General features: G+C 47.4%; 14 protein-coding genes and 1 pseudogene. 1 reads left to right on the top strand and 14 read right to left on the bottom strand.

Annotated features, from left to right (window positions below; genetic code table 11):
• Positions 1 to 34: 34 nt before the first annotated feature.
• The 14 genes from pknB to JOD82_RS00010 all read right to left on the bottom strand — a co-directional run bounded on the left by pknB (position 35) and on the right by JOD82_RS00010 (position 16,517).
• On the bottom strand, positions 35 to 2,314 hold the full coding sequence (gene pknB, locus JOD82_RS00075) for a Stk1 family PASTA domain-containing Ser/Thr kinase (RefSeq protein ID WP_069012747.1): 2,280 nt from the start codon (positions 2,312 to 2,314) through the stop codon (positions 35 to 37).
• Entirely contained in the window at positions 2,311 to 3,087 is a 777-nt protein-coding gene (locus tag JOD82_RS00070; protein ID WP_069012748.1) for a Stp1/IreP family PP2C-type Ser/Thr phosphatase, read from the bottom strand. The genes pknB and JOD82_RS00070 overlap by 4 nt, the downstream gene beginning before the upstream one ends.
• 6 nt (positions 3,088 to 3,093) lie before the next feature.
• Positions 3,094 to 4,134: a dual-specificity RNA methyltransferase RlmN gene (rlmN, locus tag JOD82_RS00065; RefSeq protein ID WP_029517204.1), complete on the bottom strand. Its 1,041-nt coding sequence runs from the start codon at positions 4,132 to 4,134 to the stop codon at positions 3,094 to 3,096.
• A 187-nt stretch (positions 4,135 to 4,321) separates the two neighbouring features.
• Positions 4,322 to 5,737: a 16S rRNA (cytosine(967)-C(5))-methyltransferase RsmB gene (gene rsmB / locus JOD82_RS00060; protein WP_029517203.1), complete on the bottom strand. Its 1,416-nt coding sequence runs from the start codon at positions 5,735 to 5,737 to the stop codon at positions 4,322 to 4,324.
• A complete protein-coding gene (gene fmt / locus JOD82_RS00055; RefSeq protein WP_069012749.1) occupies positions 5,734 to 6,693 on the bottom strand; it encodes a methionyl-tRNA formyltransferase in 960 nt (319 codons plus the stop codon). The genes rsmB and fmt overlap by 4 nt, the downstream gene beginning before the upstream one ends.
• A gap of 6 nt (positions 6,694 to 6,699) precedes the next feature.
• Positions 6,700 to 7,197: a peptide deformylase gene (gene def / locus JOD82_RS00050; protein WP_029517201.1), complete on the bottom strand. Its 498-nt coding sequence runs from the start codon at positions 7,195 to 7,197 to the stop codon at positions 6,700 to 6,702.
• 139 nt (positions 7,198 to 7,336) lie between these two features.
• Positions 7,337 to 9,913 carry a primosomal protein N' gene (priA, locus tag JOD82_RS00045; protein ID WP_069012750.1) on the bottom strand — a complete coding sequence of 859 codons (2,577 nt, stop codon included), beginning with the start codon at positions 9,911 to 9,913 and terminating at the stop codon, positions 7,337 to 7,339.
• Positions 9,913 to 11,217, bottom strand: a complete 1,305-nt coding sequence (gene coaBC / locus JOD82_RS00040; protein WP_029517199.1) for a bifunctional phosphopantothenoylcysteine decarboxylase/phosphopantothenate--cysteine ligase CoaBC — start codon at positions 11,215 to 11,217, stop codon at positions 9,913 to 9,915. Before coaBC ends, priA begins: the two co-directional genes overlap by 1 nt.
• 90 nt (positions 11,218 to 11,307) lie before the next feature.
• The gene (rpoZ, locus tag JOD82_RS00035; protein WP_039270867.1) at positions 11,308 to 11,511 is read right to left on the bottom strand and encodes a DNA-directed RNA polymerase subunit omega; all 204 of its coding nucleotides are present in this window, start codon (positions 11,509 to 11,511) and stop codon (positions 11,308 to 11,310) included.
• A 122-nt stretch (positions 11,512 to 11,633) separates the two neighbouring features.
• Positions 11,634 to 12,206 (bottom strand): guanylate kinase, encoded by a 573-nt coding sequence (gene gmk, locus JOD82_RS00030; protein WP_013310894.1) that lies wholly within the window; start codon positions 12,204 to 12,206, stop codon positions 11,634 to 11,636.
• A gap of 14 nt (positions 12,207 to 12,220) precedes the next feature.
• Positions 12,221 to 12,481 (bottom strand): extracellular matrix/biofilm regulator RemA, encoded by a 261-nt coding sequence (gene remA, locus JOD82_RS00025; protein ID WP_005548256.1) that lies wholly within the window; start codon positions 12,479 to 12,481, stop codon positions 12,221 to 12,223.
• Positions 12,482 to 12,537: 56 nt separating this feature from the next.
• On the bottom strand, positions 12,538 to 13,425 hold the full coding sequence (locus JOD82_RS00020) for a YicC/YloC family endoribonuclease (protein ID WP_069012751.1): 888 nt from the start codon (positions 13,423 to 13,425) through the stop codon (positions 12,538 to 12,540).
• A 35-nt stretch (positions 13,426 to 13,460) separates the two neighbouring features.
• A complete protein-coding gene (locus tag JOD82_RS00015) occupies positions 13,461 to 15,347 on the bottom strand; it encodes a bifunctional homocysteine S-methyltransferase/methylenetetrahydrofolate reductase (protein WP_069012752.1) in 1,887 nt (628 codons plus the stop codon).
• A 147-nt stretch (positions 15,348 to 15,494) separates the two neighbouring features.
• Positions 15,495 to 16,517: a hypothetical protein gene (locus JOD82_RS00010; protein WP_069012753.1), complete on the bottom strand. Its 1,023-nt coding sequence runs from the start codon at positions 16,515 to 16,517 to the stop codon at positions 15,495 to 15,497.
• Positions 16,518 to 16,772: 255 nt separating this feature from the next.
• Between JOD82_RS00010 and JOD82_RS00005 the strand changes: the two are divergent.
• Positions 16,773 to 17,595 (top strand): annotated as a pseudogene (locus JOD82_RS00005) (IS1182 family transposase); the annotation flags it as partial.

Genomic DNA, 17,595 nt, shown 5'->3' with positions numbered 1-17,595 from the left:
GCGTATAGCAGGTTAAGCATCTCCTATTGCACGTTTACTGATGCTGAACAGCCTCAATCACTTTTTCCTTCTTTTTGTGGGAAGCGTGACCTTGGTTGTTTTTATGGCTAACTGCCAACTCACTGCGCGTAGCCCCCGTGGAATTCGTTCCAGGAACAAAGGCAGAAGGGTCACCATTACCTCCTGTGCCCTCCTGATTGTTCGAGTCGCCTCCACCGTCACCACTATCATTAGAAGATCCCCCGTTATCACCTTCCTCGCCGTTTCCACTTCCATTTTGCGAGGAATTACCATCAGGTGTATCCGTTGGTGAAGTTCCAGCAGGTGGGGCAATTTGAGGCATCGTCACTGTTCCATTTTTCGCATCAATATAAGAGACCGGATACGTATCAATAAAGTCACCATCTCTAAATACTGAGACAACACTGTCTTTGTTCGGAGCCATTAGCAGGTTGATAGTGAACACCTGTGTCGTATTAATTGTACGGCTTCCCCATTCCTGATTTTCTCCACGTGCATCCGTATAAGTAATACGAATTTTGCTGTTTTTACCCTCTTCCTTCGGTGCAACAGGCACATTAAATGGCAGCGTAATCGCTTCTGGCGGGTAACCAGTGCTTACATAAAACGTAATTTCCGTATTTGGTGGCAACTCACTGCCTGCCTCGGACGGCCATTGTTTGGTTACTCTTCCTTTTTCCTGCTCATAGCTAAATTCTTCTTTAATCGAGCCAACCTTCAGCCCTGCCTTTTTGACCTCATTTTCCGCTTGGTTCTGCGTTTTCCCTACGAGACTTGGCATTTTCACAGTGTCAGCGCCCTTGCTGACTGTGAGCACAACTTGGACTGAATCCTTATCAAATGGCTCATTTGCAGCTGGAGTCTGACTAAGGACGGTCCCAACGGCCTGATCACTGAACTGCTCATTTTGCTGAATCTGCGTCTCCTTAATTTGCTGGGCGGTCAGCAGCTTAACAGCATTCTCGTAGCTTTGGCCTTTTACATCCGGCATTGGGGTGAGCGGCTTGGCAATCCCGACTTTCAGACTAATCTTGGTTCCTTCCTTGACTAAAGAATCTGCAGGATAGCTTTGATAAAATACAATTCCAGGCGCGATCCCCTCTTTGTATTCATGCTGGATTGGCTCCTCAATGAGTAAACCCGCTTTACTGAGATTAACCTTCGCTTGGTCTTCTGTTTGTGTCAATACACCTGGTACTTTTACCTCAGGCACGACAAGTACACTTTGCACATAGTACACCACTCCGCCCATGCACAGAAGTAACACCAACACTAGTGTTACCCACAAGATCGCTTTTTTTCTATTTTTCTTGGACGATTGCTTGCTCGGAAGCTGTTCAGACTCACGCGGTTGGGCAGGTACATCTTCCCCGCTAGAAGACATCCCTAATTGTTGAGGCTTAATAGCCGGAATAACCCGTGTTTGATCCTCATCATCCAAATGTGTAAACTCCAGCTTGGATTCATTACGCCGTCCCGGCAGCAAACAGGTTTCCAAATCTTTTAGCATTTCATCTGCCGATTGATAACGCTCTTCTGGATTTTTGCGCATGGATTTTAGAATGACATTTTCCACACTTTGCGGAATCAACGGATTAATTTTACGCGGTTCCTCAAACTCCTCTTGCAAATGCTTGAGCGCTACACTAATTGGACTTTCTCCGAGGAAAGGGAGCTGCGCCGTCAGCATTTGATATAAGACAATACCTAAAGAATATAAGTCCGATTTTTCGCCGGTGACGACACCCTTTGCATGCTCAGGTGAAAAATAATGAACAGAACCTACAACAGAACCCGTCTGGGTAATGGTCGTTGACGTAACAGCTCTAGCAATCCCAAAATCGGTTACCTTAACCCGTCCATTACGTCCAATTAATATATTATGTGGCTTGATGTCTCGGTGAATGATCTGATTTTGGTGAGCATGCTCCAGCGCATCACAAATCTGGGAAGCAATCCGTACTGCTTCATCCACTTGCAATGGCGCACGTTCTTTAATAATCTCATTCAAATTTTTACCTTCGATGCACTCCATTACAATATAATGGATTTCATCCTCTTGGCCGACATCATAAATACTGACCACATTCGAATGCGAAAGCGAAGCCGCAGACTGCGCCTCACGCCGAAACCGGCGAATAAATTCCTCGTCATGAACAAATTGCTGGCGCAACACTTTAACTGCAACATTGCGATTCAGCAAAATGTCTTGAGCCTTGTACACCAGAGCCATACCGCCGCCACCGATACGCTCAATAATTTCGTATCTTCCCCCTAGCAGGTGCCCGATCATGCGTCACACCCCTTTTCATTCAATGAAACCGTGTCATCGGGCAATTCAAACAAAGCTACAGTAATGTTATCGTCTCCTCCGGCAAGCAACGCCAGATGTAGCAGACGATCCGCACGCTCCTCCAAAGGATTCTCTGCGGCACCTACTACTTTACTGATTTGTTCTTCCGTTACCAGATTGCTTAATCCGTCGCTACACAGTAACAGTACATCGCCTTTTTCCAGCGTAATGGAGTCAATATCCACTTTCACCTCGGAATCAGTGCCCAGCGCCCGTGTCAGTACATTGCGACGAGGATGGTTCTCCCGTTCTTCCTTACTGATCTGACCGTTTTTGAACAGCTCGTTAACCAAAGTATGGTCTTCTGTAAGCTGACGTACCGCTCCTTTGGATATGACATAGGCGCGACTGTCACCGATATGTCCGATAATTCCGGATGCGTCGTATAGTAAAACCGCAACAACTGTCGTTCCCATATTATGATACTTCTCATCGCGTGCAGCCGTCTGGAAGATGACTTCATTGGCATGCAAAATAGCGTCGCTGAGCGCCGCCGTCAAAGAATGTGCGGATAATCCGCTCTCCAGCGTCGCCAAATCAGCGGCAAGTGTCTCTACCGCAAGGCGGCTGGCCGTATCACCGGCCAAATGCCCCCCCATACCATCGGCAACAATCCCAAGAATATAGCCTTGCTCTAAGTGCCTGATCCAGGCAGAATCCTCATTCACCGAACGTACACGTCCGACATGGCTGACATGAACTGTTTTGATCAAATGGTTTCACCCCAACTCCATATGCTTTGCACGCAACTGACCGCAGGCAGCGGCAATATCGTGACCCTGTTCACGCCGGATCGTCACATTGACGCCTTTTTCGGCAAGAATACGTTGAAAATTAAAAATATCGCTACGCGATGTGCGCACATACTTGCGCTCAGGCACATGGTTGACTGGAATCAAATTAACGTGACACAGCATGTCCTTTAACACATCCGCTAGCTCTTCAGCATGTTCTGCCTGATCGTTTACCCCACCAATCAGGGCATATTCAAACGAAATTCTCCGCCCCGTCTTAGCAAGATAGTAACGTAGAGAATCCATAACATCCTTAAAGGGATAACGCCGATTTACAGGCATTAGCTTCGACCGAAGTGCATCATTAGGCGCATGAATGGATATTGCCAGATTAATCTGGGTATCCTCGTCGGCAAATTTATAAATATTCGGTACAATACCGCTGGTCGACACTGTGATATGACGTTGACCAATGTTCAGACCTTTTTCATGAACCATTGTACGCAAAAACGTCATGGTCGCTTCATAGTTTTCAAAAGGCTCGCCCGAGCCCATAATCACGATGCTGCTCACTCGTTCATTCGTTTTATCCAAAATTTTCTGAGCCTGTACTACCTGTGCAGTAATTTCACCAGCTGTCAGGTTCCGTTTGAGGCCTCCAAGCGTCGAAGCGCAGAAAGTACAACCAATTCGGCAACCCACTTGTGTCGTTACACAAATACTGTTTCCGTAATTGTGTCTCATAATGACCGTTTCAATGGCATGATCATCATGCAAACCGAACAGGAATTTTACTGTACCGTCCTTAGATTCCAACTTTGTAATTTCACTAAGCGTCACAAAACTAAATTGCTCCTCAAGCTTCTCTCTCAGCGCCTTGGGCAAATTCGTCATCTCGCTGAAATCATTGACCCGCTTCACATACAGCCAGTCAAAAATTTGTCCTCCACGAAAAGCAGGCTCGCCATTGTTCTTGGCCCAGTCCTGAAGCTCCTCCAAAGTTAAATCATATATAAAAGGTTTCATCAATGTTTGCACCCGTTCCTTCTTCATTAAGTTCTGTTTGATCGCAGATCGTATTTTTCATTCTTCCTATTTTAGCACAAATCCCTGAGGGGGTAAAAATTTTTCGTCTTCATGCAAAAAACCGCCGGAAATGTTCCGGCGGAATGTGGAAATGCTGGTGGGCAGCTGCATGGAATTCTCTTCCGCTCTATTTCACCCGACGTAGGCGCGCGATATAAAATCCGTCGCTGTGGAAATGCTGCGGTAACAGCTGTACCGAGCCTCCCTGTATACTATCCATTTCGCGGCTCACGTCCGGGAAGGAATGACCCTCTGCCAATTCATACTCCGAATGTTCGCTTAAAAACCGAGTCAATTGTCCTTCATTTTCGTCCGGCTCAATCGTGCATGTACTGTATACCAGAATGCCACCTGGCTTCAACAGTCCCGCCACACTATCCAGCAGCTCATGCTGAAGCTGTGTAATGTCGCGAACATCCTGCGCAGTTTTGCTCCAACGCAGGTCCGGTTTACGACGAATTACTCCAAAGCCAGAGCATGGTGCATCCAGCAAAATACGGTCAAAAGAAGCTGGGGCATATCGTTCCTTCAGTTCTAGCGCATCACCAGTGACTGTTTCCACGGCATCCAGGCCAAGTCGTTTAGCCTGTTCACGGATTAATTGATGCTTATGGGCATGCAGATCATTTGCAACGATCCGACCGCGATCCTTCATCAGCTCAGCCATATGAGCTGTTTTGCCGCCTGGAGCGGCACAGCAATCCAGTACCAGCATACCGGGCTCAGGAGCAACTGCTTCGGCAACGAGCATAGAGCTTTCATCCTGTACGGACAGCGAGCCGTCCGTATACCACGAGGTAAGCGCCATATTGCCACCGCTACGAACAACAATCCCATAGGGACTAACTGCCGAAGGAACGGCATCAAGTCCTTTTGAGCGCATCTCGTCCAGCAGCTGATCACGGCTGGTCATTGTCGTATTCACCCGTACGCTGACCGCAGGGGGCTCATTATTAGCCTGACAGATAGCCTCAGCAGTATCTGCACCGTATTGCTTAATCCAACGCTTAACCAGCCACTGTGGATGAGAATGTTCTAATGAAATCCGTTCCTCTGGTGACAAATCGTCAGGAATACGCAGCTTGTCCGGCTCACGCAGCATGCTGCGGAGCACGCCGTTGACCATACCGGAAATCCCCTGATGCCCACGACGCTTGGCAATGGTCACCGCTTCACTAACGACTGCATGATCCGGAACTCGATCCAGATACACCACCTGATACACACTCATCCGCAGCAACGAACGTACCCAAGCCTGAAGCTTGGCCGTTCCTTTTTGAACAAATTTATTCAAAAAATAATCAAGTGTATTTCGGCGTGCGACTGTACCGTATACAAGTTCAGTCGCCAGACCAGCGTCACTTGCAGATAAACCTGCCTGCTGAAGTCGACGATTTAACTCAAGATTGCTATACGCACCCTCTTGCTCCACACCGGTCAACACATCAAGTGCAACTTCCCGCGCCGTCTGTTTGCGAGTATTGCCGGATCTGGCACCCACTCCCTTGCCTTTGCCTCCCTGACGGGAGTGACTCCCGCTCATCCGAGCACCGTGCCTGGCTTCATCTGTCCGCCGCGCGCAAAGGTTCCGGCATCCATAACCTTTTTGCCAGCCGGTTGAACCTGAGTCAGCCAAAGAGTTCCTTCGCCTGTCTGCACCTCAATGCCACGAGCGGTCAATTGAAGAACCGTTCCGGGTGCTGGAGCATTTGAGCCACTCACTTCATTATTTATGAAAGGCTGCTCAGCAGCCCATATTTTAAAAACATTTTCCTCCCAAAGCGTAAACGCGCCCGAAAAAGGAACAAGGCCGCGGATCCGGTTGTATATCTGCTGTGCATTGTCACTCCACGAAATACGCTCATCGTCGCGGTTCAGATTCGGAGCATAGGTCGCCTCGTCCTCGTTTTGCGGCGTACGGTCTGATTGCCCAGCCAGCAATTTAGGCAGCTCGCCCTGCAAAAGCTTTGCTCCAGCTACGCTTAGCTTCTCAAAAATCGTACCGGAGGTATCCTCCGGTCCTATAGCAACCTCAACTCGCGATATCATATCGCCAGTATCCAGTCCTTCCGCCATATACATCAGCGTCACACCCGTCACGGTCTCACCGTTAATAATCGCACGCTGGATCGGTGCACCTCCCCGATAACGGGGAAGTAACGAACCATGCACATTCAGGCAGCCGAAACGAGGCAGGTCTAGTACGGATTTTGGCAAAATTTGCCCATAGGCTGCGGTTACGATCAGATCAGGACGCAGCTCCGCCACCTGAGCCACCGCTTCTGGCTGGCGCAGGCGGGTCGGTTGCAGTACAGGTAATCCGCGTTTTTCTGCCGCTTCCTTAACTGGTGTAGGCGTCAATATTTTTTTCCGTCCCTGTGGCTTATCGGGCTGTGTAATCACACCGACCACGTTATAACCATTATCCAATAACATGTTCAACGATGGCACTGCAAACTCAGGCGTACCCATAAAGATAATACGAATGTCTTGACTCATCGAACCTCACTCTCCTATCTGACGGTTCGGTCCTGGCTGTTCCAGCGCAACCTCATATACTTTTTCTGCAATATCCGTGAACAAAATTCCATTTAAATGGTCGATTTCATGCTGAAAAGCACGAGAAAGCAATCCTGTCGCTGTAACGGTAATGGCCTTACCCTCGCGGTCCAGTCCCTTGACTGTAACTTTCTCGGCACGACGCACATCCCCGTTCAACCCTGGTATACTCAGGCAGCCTTCTGGACCCAAGTCCTCCCCTTCTTCGGCCACGATTTCTGGGTTGATCATTTTAATCAAACCATGTTCATCTCCAGCATCTACAACGATGAGACGCTTCAAAATACCTACTTGCGGAGCAGCAAGACCTACACCCTCCGCTTCATACATCGTATCTGCCATATCGTCGAGCAGCTTTTGCACGTTAGGTGTAATTTTAGTAACTTCCTTTGCTACTTTGTGCAATACATCATCCGGCTCCAACACTATAATTCTAATTGACATGACAACAGAACACCTTCCTCTTTATCCTTTTTCCTTCGTTTAGGCTTAACTGTATTCATCACAAACGCGACTGCTACATTATCCTATGTACGGACGACTTGTCCGCATTAATTGTGCTAATAACTTTTGTGGCAACGCTCTACATAAGCATTTGTGGATCAACATCCAGACTAATCAGCAACTTTTGCGCCTGTGCGGATTCGGCCATTTCATCAGCTACTTGCTGAGCCAAACTAATCGCGTCGATATTTCCACGCCATTTTATCATACATTGAAATCGGTATCTATTCTTGATTCTCGAAATGGGAGAAGCTACTGGCCCCAAAATGTCGAGTACATCCGATGTAAGACGATCCATATTCCCGAACCAGCCTCGTTGTCTGGCCCGTCCCTGTAGTGTTGCTGAATAATTCTCTGCCAGCCGGACCAGCACCGGGAGTTGTTCATGAGAAAAGGTTACCAAAATAAGACGGCAATATGGTGGATAGTGCAAATTGCGGCGGTGTTTCAATTCTTCCCTCACAAAAGAAGCATAATCATGGCGACTTGCGTGAATCACCGAATAATGCTCTGGAGTATAGGATTGTACGAATACTTCCCCTGGCAATTGATGTCTCCCAGCACGTCCAGCTACTTGTGTTAACAGCTGAAATGTCTTTTCCGCAGCCCGAAAATCCGGTAAATTGAGAGCTGAATCCGCAGTAATGACACCAACCAGTGTCACATCGGGAAAGTCCAGGCCTTTGGCAACCATTTGAGTACCGAGCAGCACGTCCGCTTTTTTATCACGAAATTGCTTGAGGAGCTTTTCGTGGGCATTTTTTTCTGTCGTTGTATCAACATCCATTCGAACAACACGTATACCGGGGAATAGCTTCGCCAGCTCTTCTTCCACTCGCTGGGTACCTGTACCGAAATAGCGAATATGCTCACTACCGCATTCAGGGCAAGTCTGAGGCACAGGCTCGGAATAACCACAGTAATGACAACGTAAATTGTTCGACCGCTGATGATACGTAAGCGAAATATCACAATGCGGACAGCCCGCCACATAGCCACAGCTACGGCACATGACGAATGTGGAGTGTCCACGCCGATTCAACAGGAGCACCGTCTGCTCCTTACGCTCTAACCGCTCTGCAATCCCATTATGCAACGCACGGCTAAACATAGAGCGGTTGCCAGCACGCAGTTCCTCACGCATATCCATGATATGTACTTCGGGTAGCGTGTTCCCCAATGCGCGAGTTGGCATTTCAAGTAGCAACGGCGCAAACTCGTCGTTGCTTTGTGAGCGAGCCGCATAGTAGCTTTCCAGCGACGGTGTAGCCGAGCCGAGAATAACGACAGCCCCATGCTGATGGGCTCTGCGAATGGCGACCTCACGCGCATGGTATTTAGGTGTCTCTTCCTGCTTATAGGACGTTTCGTGCTCCTCATCCATAATAATAAGACCTAACTCACGAAAAGGCGCAAATACTGCCGAGCGAGCACCAATCGCCACTTTCACACGGCCTTCGCGTATTTTGCGCCACTCATCGTACCGTTCTCCTCCAGACAACCTACTGTGCATCACTGCTACCTGATCGCCAAACCGACCTTTAAAACGCTCAACCATTTGTGGGGTTAACGATATTTCAGGTACCAGCACAATGGCCTGCCGATTCTGCTCGATACAACGTTGAATCGTCTGTAGATAAATTTCCGTCTTACCGCTCCCCGTGACTCCATGCAACAAATAAGCTCCTTGCTCACGCGTGTCCAGCTGGCGAATAATCCGTTCATACACCGACTGCTGCTCTGCTGTGAGAGGGAGTGGCTCTGTAGGCTTGAAGTGTCTGCCCCGGTACGGGTCGCGGAACACTTCGACATCCTCCAGCAACACATAGCCCTTATCTTCCAGCGCCTTAACCGTTGCAGCAGACACACTCAATGAGGTCATGACTTCCTTGAGCGACAGAGGCAAAAACTCGCTACGTTCCAGCAAAAAAGCAAGTACCTCCCGCTGACGCTGTGCTTTGGCAGAAAATTGCTCCAGTACCGTTGATGCCTCGTCTATGCCGATAGCCAGATCAACGGATTTCATGGTCTTTTTGCCAAGCTTGTCTTTAATAACTTGACTTTCCTGAAGCACACCCCGGCGTAACAGTGATTTAATAACCTCCGCTTCCTCAGGGAAACGTCGACTGAGTTGCTGCAACGGGACTTGCTCCTTCTCCTGAATGAAGCTGACAATCCGACGCTCTGTCGGATCACTCATACCATCGTCGGTCAGAAGTGCCCATTCGAGCTCATCGCCCTGATTCGGTTGTATACTACGCTGTGGATGCGTTAACTCATGCTGTTCCGCAATTGAGATATAACGTTCTGCTTTGCCTTTGAGCGCGGTAGGAATCATCACTTGCAATGCCATAATTTGATTACAAGCATAACGTTCACTCATCCACTTGCCCAGTTCGACTAGGTCGGCAGATAAAGGTGGCACCAAATCCAGCAACTCCTGAATCGCTCTCATCCTGTATTTCGGTGGTTCCTCAGCTGGGACTACCGAGATGACGAAAGCCTGCACCGTCCGTTTGCCAAATGGCACAGCTACCCGACTACCCGGCTCAATCCAAGGTCTCATTGAATCCGGTATCAGATAATCGAAGGTGCGGTCCGTATCCTTGGCAGGTACATCGACAATGACCTTGGCAACTAAATTGCCCGTCTCCATTAATGCAGCACCCCACCCATGCGTCCCGCGGCTATAGTAAGCAACTTACGCGCAACTTCTTCCTTTGACTGTACAGGAATACGCTCAACGATCCCGCTTCGGTCATAAATTTGAACAGCATTCGTATCGACGCCAAAACCAGCACCATTCACAGTTACATCGTTTGCCGCGATCAAATCACAATTTTTACGTTCTAATTTATCTTTCGCATACGTCTCCAAATGTTCAGTTTCAGCTGCAAAGCCAATTAAAAATTGATGTTTCTTACTCCGTCCGAGTGATTCTAGAATATCGACGTTCTTCACTAACTCTAGCGTAAATACACTATCTTTTTTCTTGATCTTGGTCTGTGCTATCTCACGTGGTCGATAATCTGCAACTGCAGCAGCCATAACGACCATATCGCTCGTTTCCCATTGTTTTAATACAGCTGCGTACATGTCTTCAGCCGACTGGACTCTTTCAAGCATAATACCAGCAGGCGGTTCCGCACTGGTATTGGCAGCAATCAAGTGCACCTCTGCCCCCATCTTTTGAGCCACTTTTGCAATGGCGAAGCCCATTTTTCCAGATGAATCATTTGTGATATAACGCACTGGATCAATTCGCTCGATCGTGCCTCCAGCCGTTACAATGACTTTTTTACCTGAAAACACCGATTCATTCTCATTCACAGGTGACTCAGGCACTTGAGCCTCCACAGATTCGCCACCAAACCATCGGGATTCAGACTTAATGTTGTTTTTTTGTTCCTGGGCTTGCTGATCAAAAAAGTGCTCTATCGTTTGCACAATTGTGTCCGGCTCTTCCAAACGTCCTTTGCCAACGTAACCGCAAGCCAGTAATCCTTCACCAGGCTCAATCATCTTCACACCACGTGATACAAGCGTCTCCATATTTTGCATGACTGCCGGATGAGTGTACATATGTACATTCATCGCAGGTGCCACCATAATAGGCGCTGTTGTAGCCAACAACGTTGTAGACAACATATCATCAGCAAGGCCATGCGCCATTTTTCCGATAATATTCGCAGTTGCAGGTGCAACAAGCACCAAATCAGCCGCATCTGCCAGATGAATATGGGATACGACGGACGGCTCTCTTTCATCAAACGTATCACTGTACACCGGATTACGAGAGAGCGACTGCAGTGTAAGCTCGGTAATAAACTCCTTAGCAGAGGCTGTCATAATCACATGAACATCGGCGCCCTTTTGTGTCAACCTACTACATAACGCAGCCCCTTTGTAAGCAGCAATTCCACCGGTTATACCAAGAATAATAACTTTCCCCTTCAACATCGTTAACTCCCCCTGACCTAAAAAAATAACAACCTTGCGGTTGTCAAAGGAATTGGCATTACGCCCGGTTATAATGATTGTCTATAATTCTTATTCTTCTTCGCCGCTTTCAAGTAGAAGATGATCTGCATAGATCTCTTCCAAAGCTACTCCAACCTGTTTGTGGGATTTAGGATTCTTGAGGGTCGTCTTTTCACCCTCGCGCAACTGTCTGGCACGACGTGAAGCCGCTACAACCAACGAATACTTACTATCTGCCTTTTTCATCATTTCATCAATGGAAGGATACAGCACGAATAGACACCTCTTCATGTAGTTTTAGGACTGTATAAGCTGAACTCCAGTGTACACCTTCAAGCTCAGCTTATACAGTATTATTTCTCTTTAGGTACGCTTGGCATATGTAAAGCCCTCGTTTAAGGATGAACCTTACAATGTTCGGCGATAATAATGGATTCTATTCGTTTACAAGCGAAATCAATCTCATCATTGACGACCGCATAATCATAGTGACGCAACAGATTCATTTCATCCACAGCTACCGACATACGGTGGTCTATGGTCGCTTGAGTTTCTGTGCCCCGTCCCCGGATTCTATCCTTTAATTCATCTAGCGAAGGCGGAAGCAGAAAAATGAATATGCCTTCTGGAAATTTTTCTTTAACCTTTAGCGCTCCCTGAACTTCAATCTCCAGAAAAATATCTTTTCCCTGCGCAAGCGTCTGATCTACAAAATCACGTGGAGTACCATAATAGTTCCCTACATACTCAGCATACTCCAGCATTTCATCTCGTTCAATCATACCCAAAAATTCTTCACGCGTTTTAAAAAAATAGGTCACTCCATCCTGTTCGCCTGAACGAGGTGTTCGAGTTGTAGCAGAAACGGAGTACGTTATCTCTGGTAGCTTGTCACGCAATGCGTTGCCTACCGTCCCTTTACCGACACCCGAAGGTCCGGATATTACAAATAATAATCCCTTAGCCATAGTACACTCCATTTTTATTCGTCATTGTCATCATCTTTAGTGGATAGGCGATGAGCGACCGTCTCCGGCTGCACCGCAGACAGGATTACATGATCACTGTCTGTAATAATAACAGCCCGCGTCCGGCGGCCATAGGTAGCATCAATTAGCATATGACGGTCCCTGGCTTCCTGTATAATCCGCTTGATCGGAGCAGACTCCGGACTGACGATGGAGATAATTCGGTTGGCCGACACGATATTGCCGAAACCAATATTGATCAATTTGATTGCCATATTCAGGTCTTTCCCCCTATACATGTGACTCTTGCAGCCGTGCCGCTACCAGGTAGCTACTCAATATTTGCAGCCTGCTCACGAATTTTCTCGAGCTCTGCTTTCATCTCAACGACCAAATTAACCAAGTTGAGATGATTAGCCTTGGAGCCGATCGTGTTGACTTCTCTGTTCATTTCCTGGATTAAAAAATCTAATTTGCGACCGGCCGGCTCGTCCGATAGCAGCAACCCCTTGCACTGCCCAAAGTGACTTTGAAGCCGGGTAAGTTCCTCATCAATATTGCTGCGATCCGCGAATAACGCAATCTCCATTCCGAACTTATGTTCATCAAGCGTAAATGAACCGTCCTGAAGCTCTTTAAGCCTGTGTTTCAGCCTGTTACGGTAGTCGCTCACAACATGAGGAGCCAGCACCGTCATTTCATGATGCAGGGATTCCAGACGTAAAATACGGGATTTCACATCTTGCGCCAAATGCCTGCCTTCTCGCCTTCTCATCTCCAGTAAACCTTGCAAAGCTTCATTCAAAGCTCGCTGTAGTTGCTCTTCCCAGTCCTCTTCGTCTCCATGGAAAGCCTCTCCAGGCTCACCCAGAACGTCAGGCAAAGCAAGAATATCGCTTATCCCTAACGTTCCTTTCACTCCATAACGATCCGCCAGCTGCTCCGCTGCATGCAGGTAAGCCTGCACCACAGTGTCATTTAACCGCGCGGCGGGCATCTGTTCTTCATCACGTTCCCTGTGGATAAAGACATCGATACGACCGCGTTTAATCTGCTGTTGAACCGTTCTTCTCAAGCCATCTTCGTAACGAGTCCATTCGCGCGGAATTCTCATCATCACTTCGCAATAGCGGTGATTTACCGATTTCAATTCCAAGCGCACTTTATAGCCCTCATAATGAAGGATAGCTTGACCGTATCCGGTCATACTCAATGACATCGGCATCACATCCATTATACTATTGTAATTGATTATTATAGTCGAAACAAGGGGGCCTGTGCGCGGCCTGATTTTTGCCATACGTAAGAAGTCAGTTCAGCTGTCATTTCATAGAACATAAATGGAGTCATAAAATAGATACCATTAAAATGTTCCATTGCCGTATCGAGTAACTCCTTGGCAATAGACACACCCATTGCTCGTCCTTCCGGACCCTCAAGGCCAGACATACGTGCACGCACCTCATCGGATAACTGAATGCCTGGTACTTCATTGTGCAAGTATTCTGCATTGCGCCCACTAGCCAGCGGCATAATACCGATAAAAATCGGTACTTCCAAATGTCGTGTCGCTTCCGCGATGGCTGCAATCAACTCGTGGTCGTATACGGGCTGAGTCATAACATAGTCGGCTCCGGAGGCAATTTTCTTCTCCAACCGCTGTACGGCTTTACCCAAATGCTTGACGTTAGGATTAAATGCGGCACCTACCACAAAATTAGCTTTCTGCTTCAGTGGCTTACCGGAAAATGCGACACCATCATTTAATTGCTTGATCATGCGTATGATTTCAAAAGAGGTCATATCATACACCGAACTGGCGCCTGGCAAATCACCGAACCGCGCCGGATCTCCAGTAACCGCCAGTACATGGTCAATACCGAGCGCGTCAAAACCCATCATGTGGGATTGAGTACCAATCAGATTGCGATCACGACATGCTATATGAATTAATGGACGCAAGCCTGATTCAATACTGACCAAATGTCCAAGCGCCATGTTGCTCATGCGAGTGACTGCAAGCGAGTTGTCAGCCAGTGTAAGCGCGTCAGCCCCGGCTTTCTTCAACGCATGAGCACCTTGCATAAACCTCGTAATGTCCAGATCGCGCGGAGGATCCAGTTCTACAATGACCGTATGTCGTTCCTTTACAAGATCCACGATGTTGGGCTCACTGGTATGTCTGCCATTTCCTCGTTCCCCTTCATCTGCAATCTGCTCCGCCACTTGAAAGGACTCTTTCGACAAAGCTTCTTTTGAAGCAAGAGGAGGCGGTTGCAAACGGTTCAAGGCTTTGGATATAGCAGCAATATGATCCGGTGTAGTTCCGCAGCAACCACCGAGCAGCCTCGTTCCCAGGTCTACAAAGGATTTGGCACATTCTCCAAAATATTCAGGTGATGCACCGTATACATAGTGACCGTCCACATAATCTGCTAGTCCCGCATTCGGATATACGGACAACGGTACAGACAAAGGGCCGTCCAGCTGCTCCATTACACTCATAATTCCCTGCGGACCCGAGTGACAGTTAAATCCAAGGATGTCTGCCCCCTCATTACGCAGCACCGAAAAAGCTTCCGCCACTAAAAAACCATCCTGAGTACGACCAACCTGATCGACCGCAAACTGACAAATCACCGGAATATCACTATATTTACGTACACTGTGAAGCGCTATGCGTATTTCATCCAGCGAATAAAACGTTTCGCACAAAATACCGTCGACTCCTTCGGAGAGAAGGGCATCAATTTGCTGTTCATAGTTTCTTGCCAGCTCCAGCTTTGATATGTTAAGCCGCTTTCCCCCACATATGGAACCCACTGCACCTACCACATAATGTTCAGGTCCGGCCGCATCTCTGGCAATTCTCACACCAGCACGATTGATCTCTTCTACCTTAGATTCCAGTCCAAACCGGGCTAACTTATAATCATTTGCAGAAAATGTATTAGTCTCCAGCAATCGAGCTCCTGCACTTAAATATTGACCATGCACGTCTGATATAACATCAGGCGAAGTGATGTTCAGTTCTTCGAAAGACGTATTTACTGGAAATCCTAGCTGATATAAAAAAGTCCCCATTGCGCCGTCTCCGACAATAATTTCACGATTCAGCACAGTACGCAAATCCGGTTTCATGTCCTCTGCTCCACCCCGCTCTTTATTTTCATACTAATGTAACATAAAGAGACTTCAAACATAAGCCAAAAACTAAAAAAGCCGCCCCACTCCCCGACAATATGATATCAGGAGTGGAGCGGCTTGATTCATCTTTTCTATTTCCCACTACATTTTCCCATTGGAAGAATGGAGAGAGTAAGCGTAAAAAGTCCCTTTTTTATTCACTTTAGCCACAATAGAATCCGTTCCCTTTTGCTGCTTGTAGAACGTATATTGATTCCCTTGAACTTTCACTTTATAGCCGGTCAAATTGATATTAAATAACATCTGAGCCTTGGGCTTGACTAGCTTCAAAGCTTCTGAGGCAGTATATTTCGGGCTTGCAAATGTTTTTTTGAAATCTGCGTCATCATTCCAGTCCACCCCATAGGTGGATACGGCCAGCACTTTACCGGTTACCGCGCTAATTTTGACCTCACTGGCCTCGTTTGCATCCTCAAACGACCAATATGAAAGCCCCTTCGCTTCGTCCTTGTACCGTGAAGCGTGCTGCACCTTAATTGGCTGTCCACTCACACGCTTAAATGTATTCATTGCACGGTTCAGTATCAGAGGGTCCACCCGCTTCAGCGCATAGTCCGCGTTGATGGTAATAGCGTTACTTCGATCCACATCCACATACAACGAGGAAGCCTGTTCTCCTGCGCCCCAAAATACCCAGTAATTTGATGGCTTGTTGGACTGATAAGGGGATTTGACCCGCCAAAATGCTTCAAATTGCAAAGGACGCTTGCTGTCAAACGCTTTGGCGCTGTTTAGCACTTTCGTCTTGAGTGGCGCGTTCATCGCTTTTCCCAAGCTGCTTATTTTATATCGTATGGTTGTAGAATCTACTCTATTTTTTTCTTTATTATATTCTGTCTGCAACGTAGCAGTTCCATCTTCTAGTCCGCCCTCTACAATCCAAGTTTTCCCCATATCCGTCACATCGTCAAATTGAAATGCTGTCTTCGAGCCGATGAGTTCTTGCACCGCTTTTTCTAAACGGCTTACCACTGTCGGAGTTAGCGACCCAACCTGCTTATCCGTCGTTTCCGCGGCGGCAGGAATGGTCGCCGCCTGAACCGGAAGCGCGGTGGCTACAAATATGAAGACTGTAACTGCTGAAATCCAACGAAATTTCCGCACTATGAACGGCCTCCTTATTGTTTTTCATTTTCTATATTATACATCGTTCAGGCGCCAAAAAAAGACAGAATGTTGCTTTGTTCATCATATTCCTTGTATACAGGGGCATCTAAGTCCAAAAAAAGAAGACCTACTAAGGTCTGCTCAGGCTGTCGAGAAAGTCTCGACAGCCTATTTTATGTTAATTTTGTTTAAGACGACACCGCGTTAATGTTGTATAATATAGGTAACTATTGTAGAACGGATGGTGTTGATATGCTACGCTCCAACCGCGAAAAACAACAATCCTACGAATTTGTTTCCATCGAAGATCTGGTTCCTCAAGATCACTTGCTCCGCAAAGTAGATAAGTATATCGATTTTTCGTTTATCGATGATAAAGTTCGACCACTGTATTGTGCAGACAACGGGCGTCCTGCCATTGATCCTACCGTATTGTTTAAAATGATCTTTCTCGGTTATTTCTATGGCATTCGCTCAGAACGGCAACTCGAGCGAGAAATTCAAGCTTATCGTTGGTTTCTGAGGTTGGGCTTAACGGATAAAGTTCCGGACCATACGACGATTAGCTGGAATCGTCGTACTCGCTTTAAAGACACCACGATCTTTCAAGATATCTTCGATGAAATTGTGCTGCAGGCGATCTCTCACCGAATGGTGGGTGGGCGTGTTCTCGTCACCGATTCCACACACGTCAAAGCCAATGCTAACAGGCACCAGTACACCAAAGAACAAGTGTTGCAGAATACTAAAGACTATATGGACGAGCTGAACGAAGCGGTGAAGGATGACCGGAGAAACCACGGAAAAAAGCCTTAAAATCCCGAGAGGAAGTGAACGAAGAAAAAGAAATTAAAGTGAGCAAAACAGACCCGGACAGCGGCTATATGATCCGTGATGGCAAGCCCGAAGGCTTCTTCTATCTGGACCACCGCACGGTGGATATGAAGTACAATCTGATTACGGACGTGCATGTGACACCGGGGAATGTACATGATTCTGTCCCCTATTTGTCCCGTTTGGATCGCCAAAGAGAACGTTTTGGTTTTCAAGTAGAAGCTGTTGCACTAGATTCAGG

Origin of the sequence: Paenibacillus sp. 1182 (assembly GCF_017833915.1) — a bacterium.
In the GTDB taxonomy this organism is placed as follows: domain Bacteria; phylum Bacillota; class Bacilli; order Paenibacillales; family Paenibacillaceae; genus Paenibacillus; species Paenibacillus polymyxa_D.
The sequence above is the reverse complement of the archived record's forward strand: the minus strand, read 5'-3'. Positions and strand labels throughout refer to the sequence as shown.

Excerpts from the sequence above, each read along its gene's own strand:
- rsmB (WP_029517203.1), bottom strand. The coding sequence starts at position 5,737 with ATGAGCGGGAGTCACTCCCGTCAGGGAGGCAAAGGCAAGGGAGTGGGT.
- remA (WP_005548256.1), bottom strand. The coding sequence starts at position 12,481 with ATGGCAATCAAATTGATCAATATTGGTTTCGGCAATATCGTGTCGGCC.
- coaBC (WP_029517199.1), bottom strand. The coding sequence starts at position 11,217 with ATGTTGAAGGGGAAAGTTATTATTCTTGGTATAACCGGTGGAATTGCT.
- JOD82_RS00015 (WP_069012752.1), bottom strand. The coding sequence starts at position 15,347 with ATGAAACCGGATTTGCGTACTGTGCTGAATCGTGAAATTATTGTCGGA.
- fmt (WP_069012749.1), bottom strand. The coding sequence starts at position 6,693 with ATGAGTCAAGACATTCGTATTATCTTTATGGGTACGCCTGAGTTTGCA.
- def (WP_029517201.1), bottom strand. The coding sequence starts at position 7,197 with ATGTCAATTAGAATTATAGTGTTGGAGCCGGATGATGTATTGCACAAA.
- JOD82_RS00020 (WP_069012751.1), bottom strand. The coding sequence starts at position 13,425 with ATGTCATTGAGTATGACCGGATACGGTCAAGCTATCCTTCATTATGAG.
- priA (WP_069012750.1), bottom strand. The coding sequence starts at position 9,913 with ATGGAGACGGGCAATTTAGTTGCCAAGGTCATTGTCGATGTACCTGCC.
- rlmN (WP_029517204.1), bottom strand. The coding sequence starts at position 4,134 with ATGAAACCTTTTATATATGATTTAACTTTGGAGGAGCTTCAGGACTGG.
- gmk (WP_013310894.1), bottom strand. The coding sequence starts at position 12,206 with ATGGCTAAGGGATTATTATTTGTAATATCCGGACCTTCGGGTGTCGGT.
- pknB (WP_069012747.1), bottom strand. The coding sequence starts at position 2,314 with ATGATCGGGCACCTGCTAGGGGGAAGATACGAAATTATTGAGCGTATC.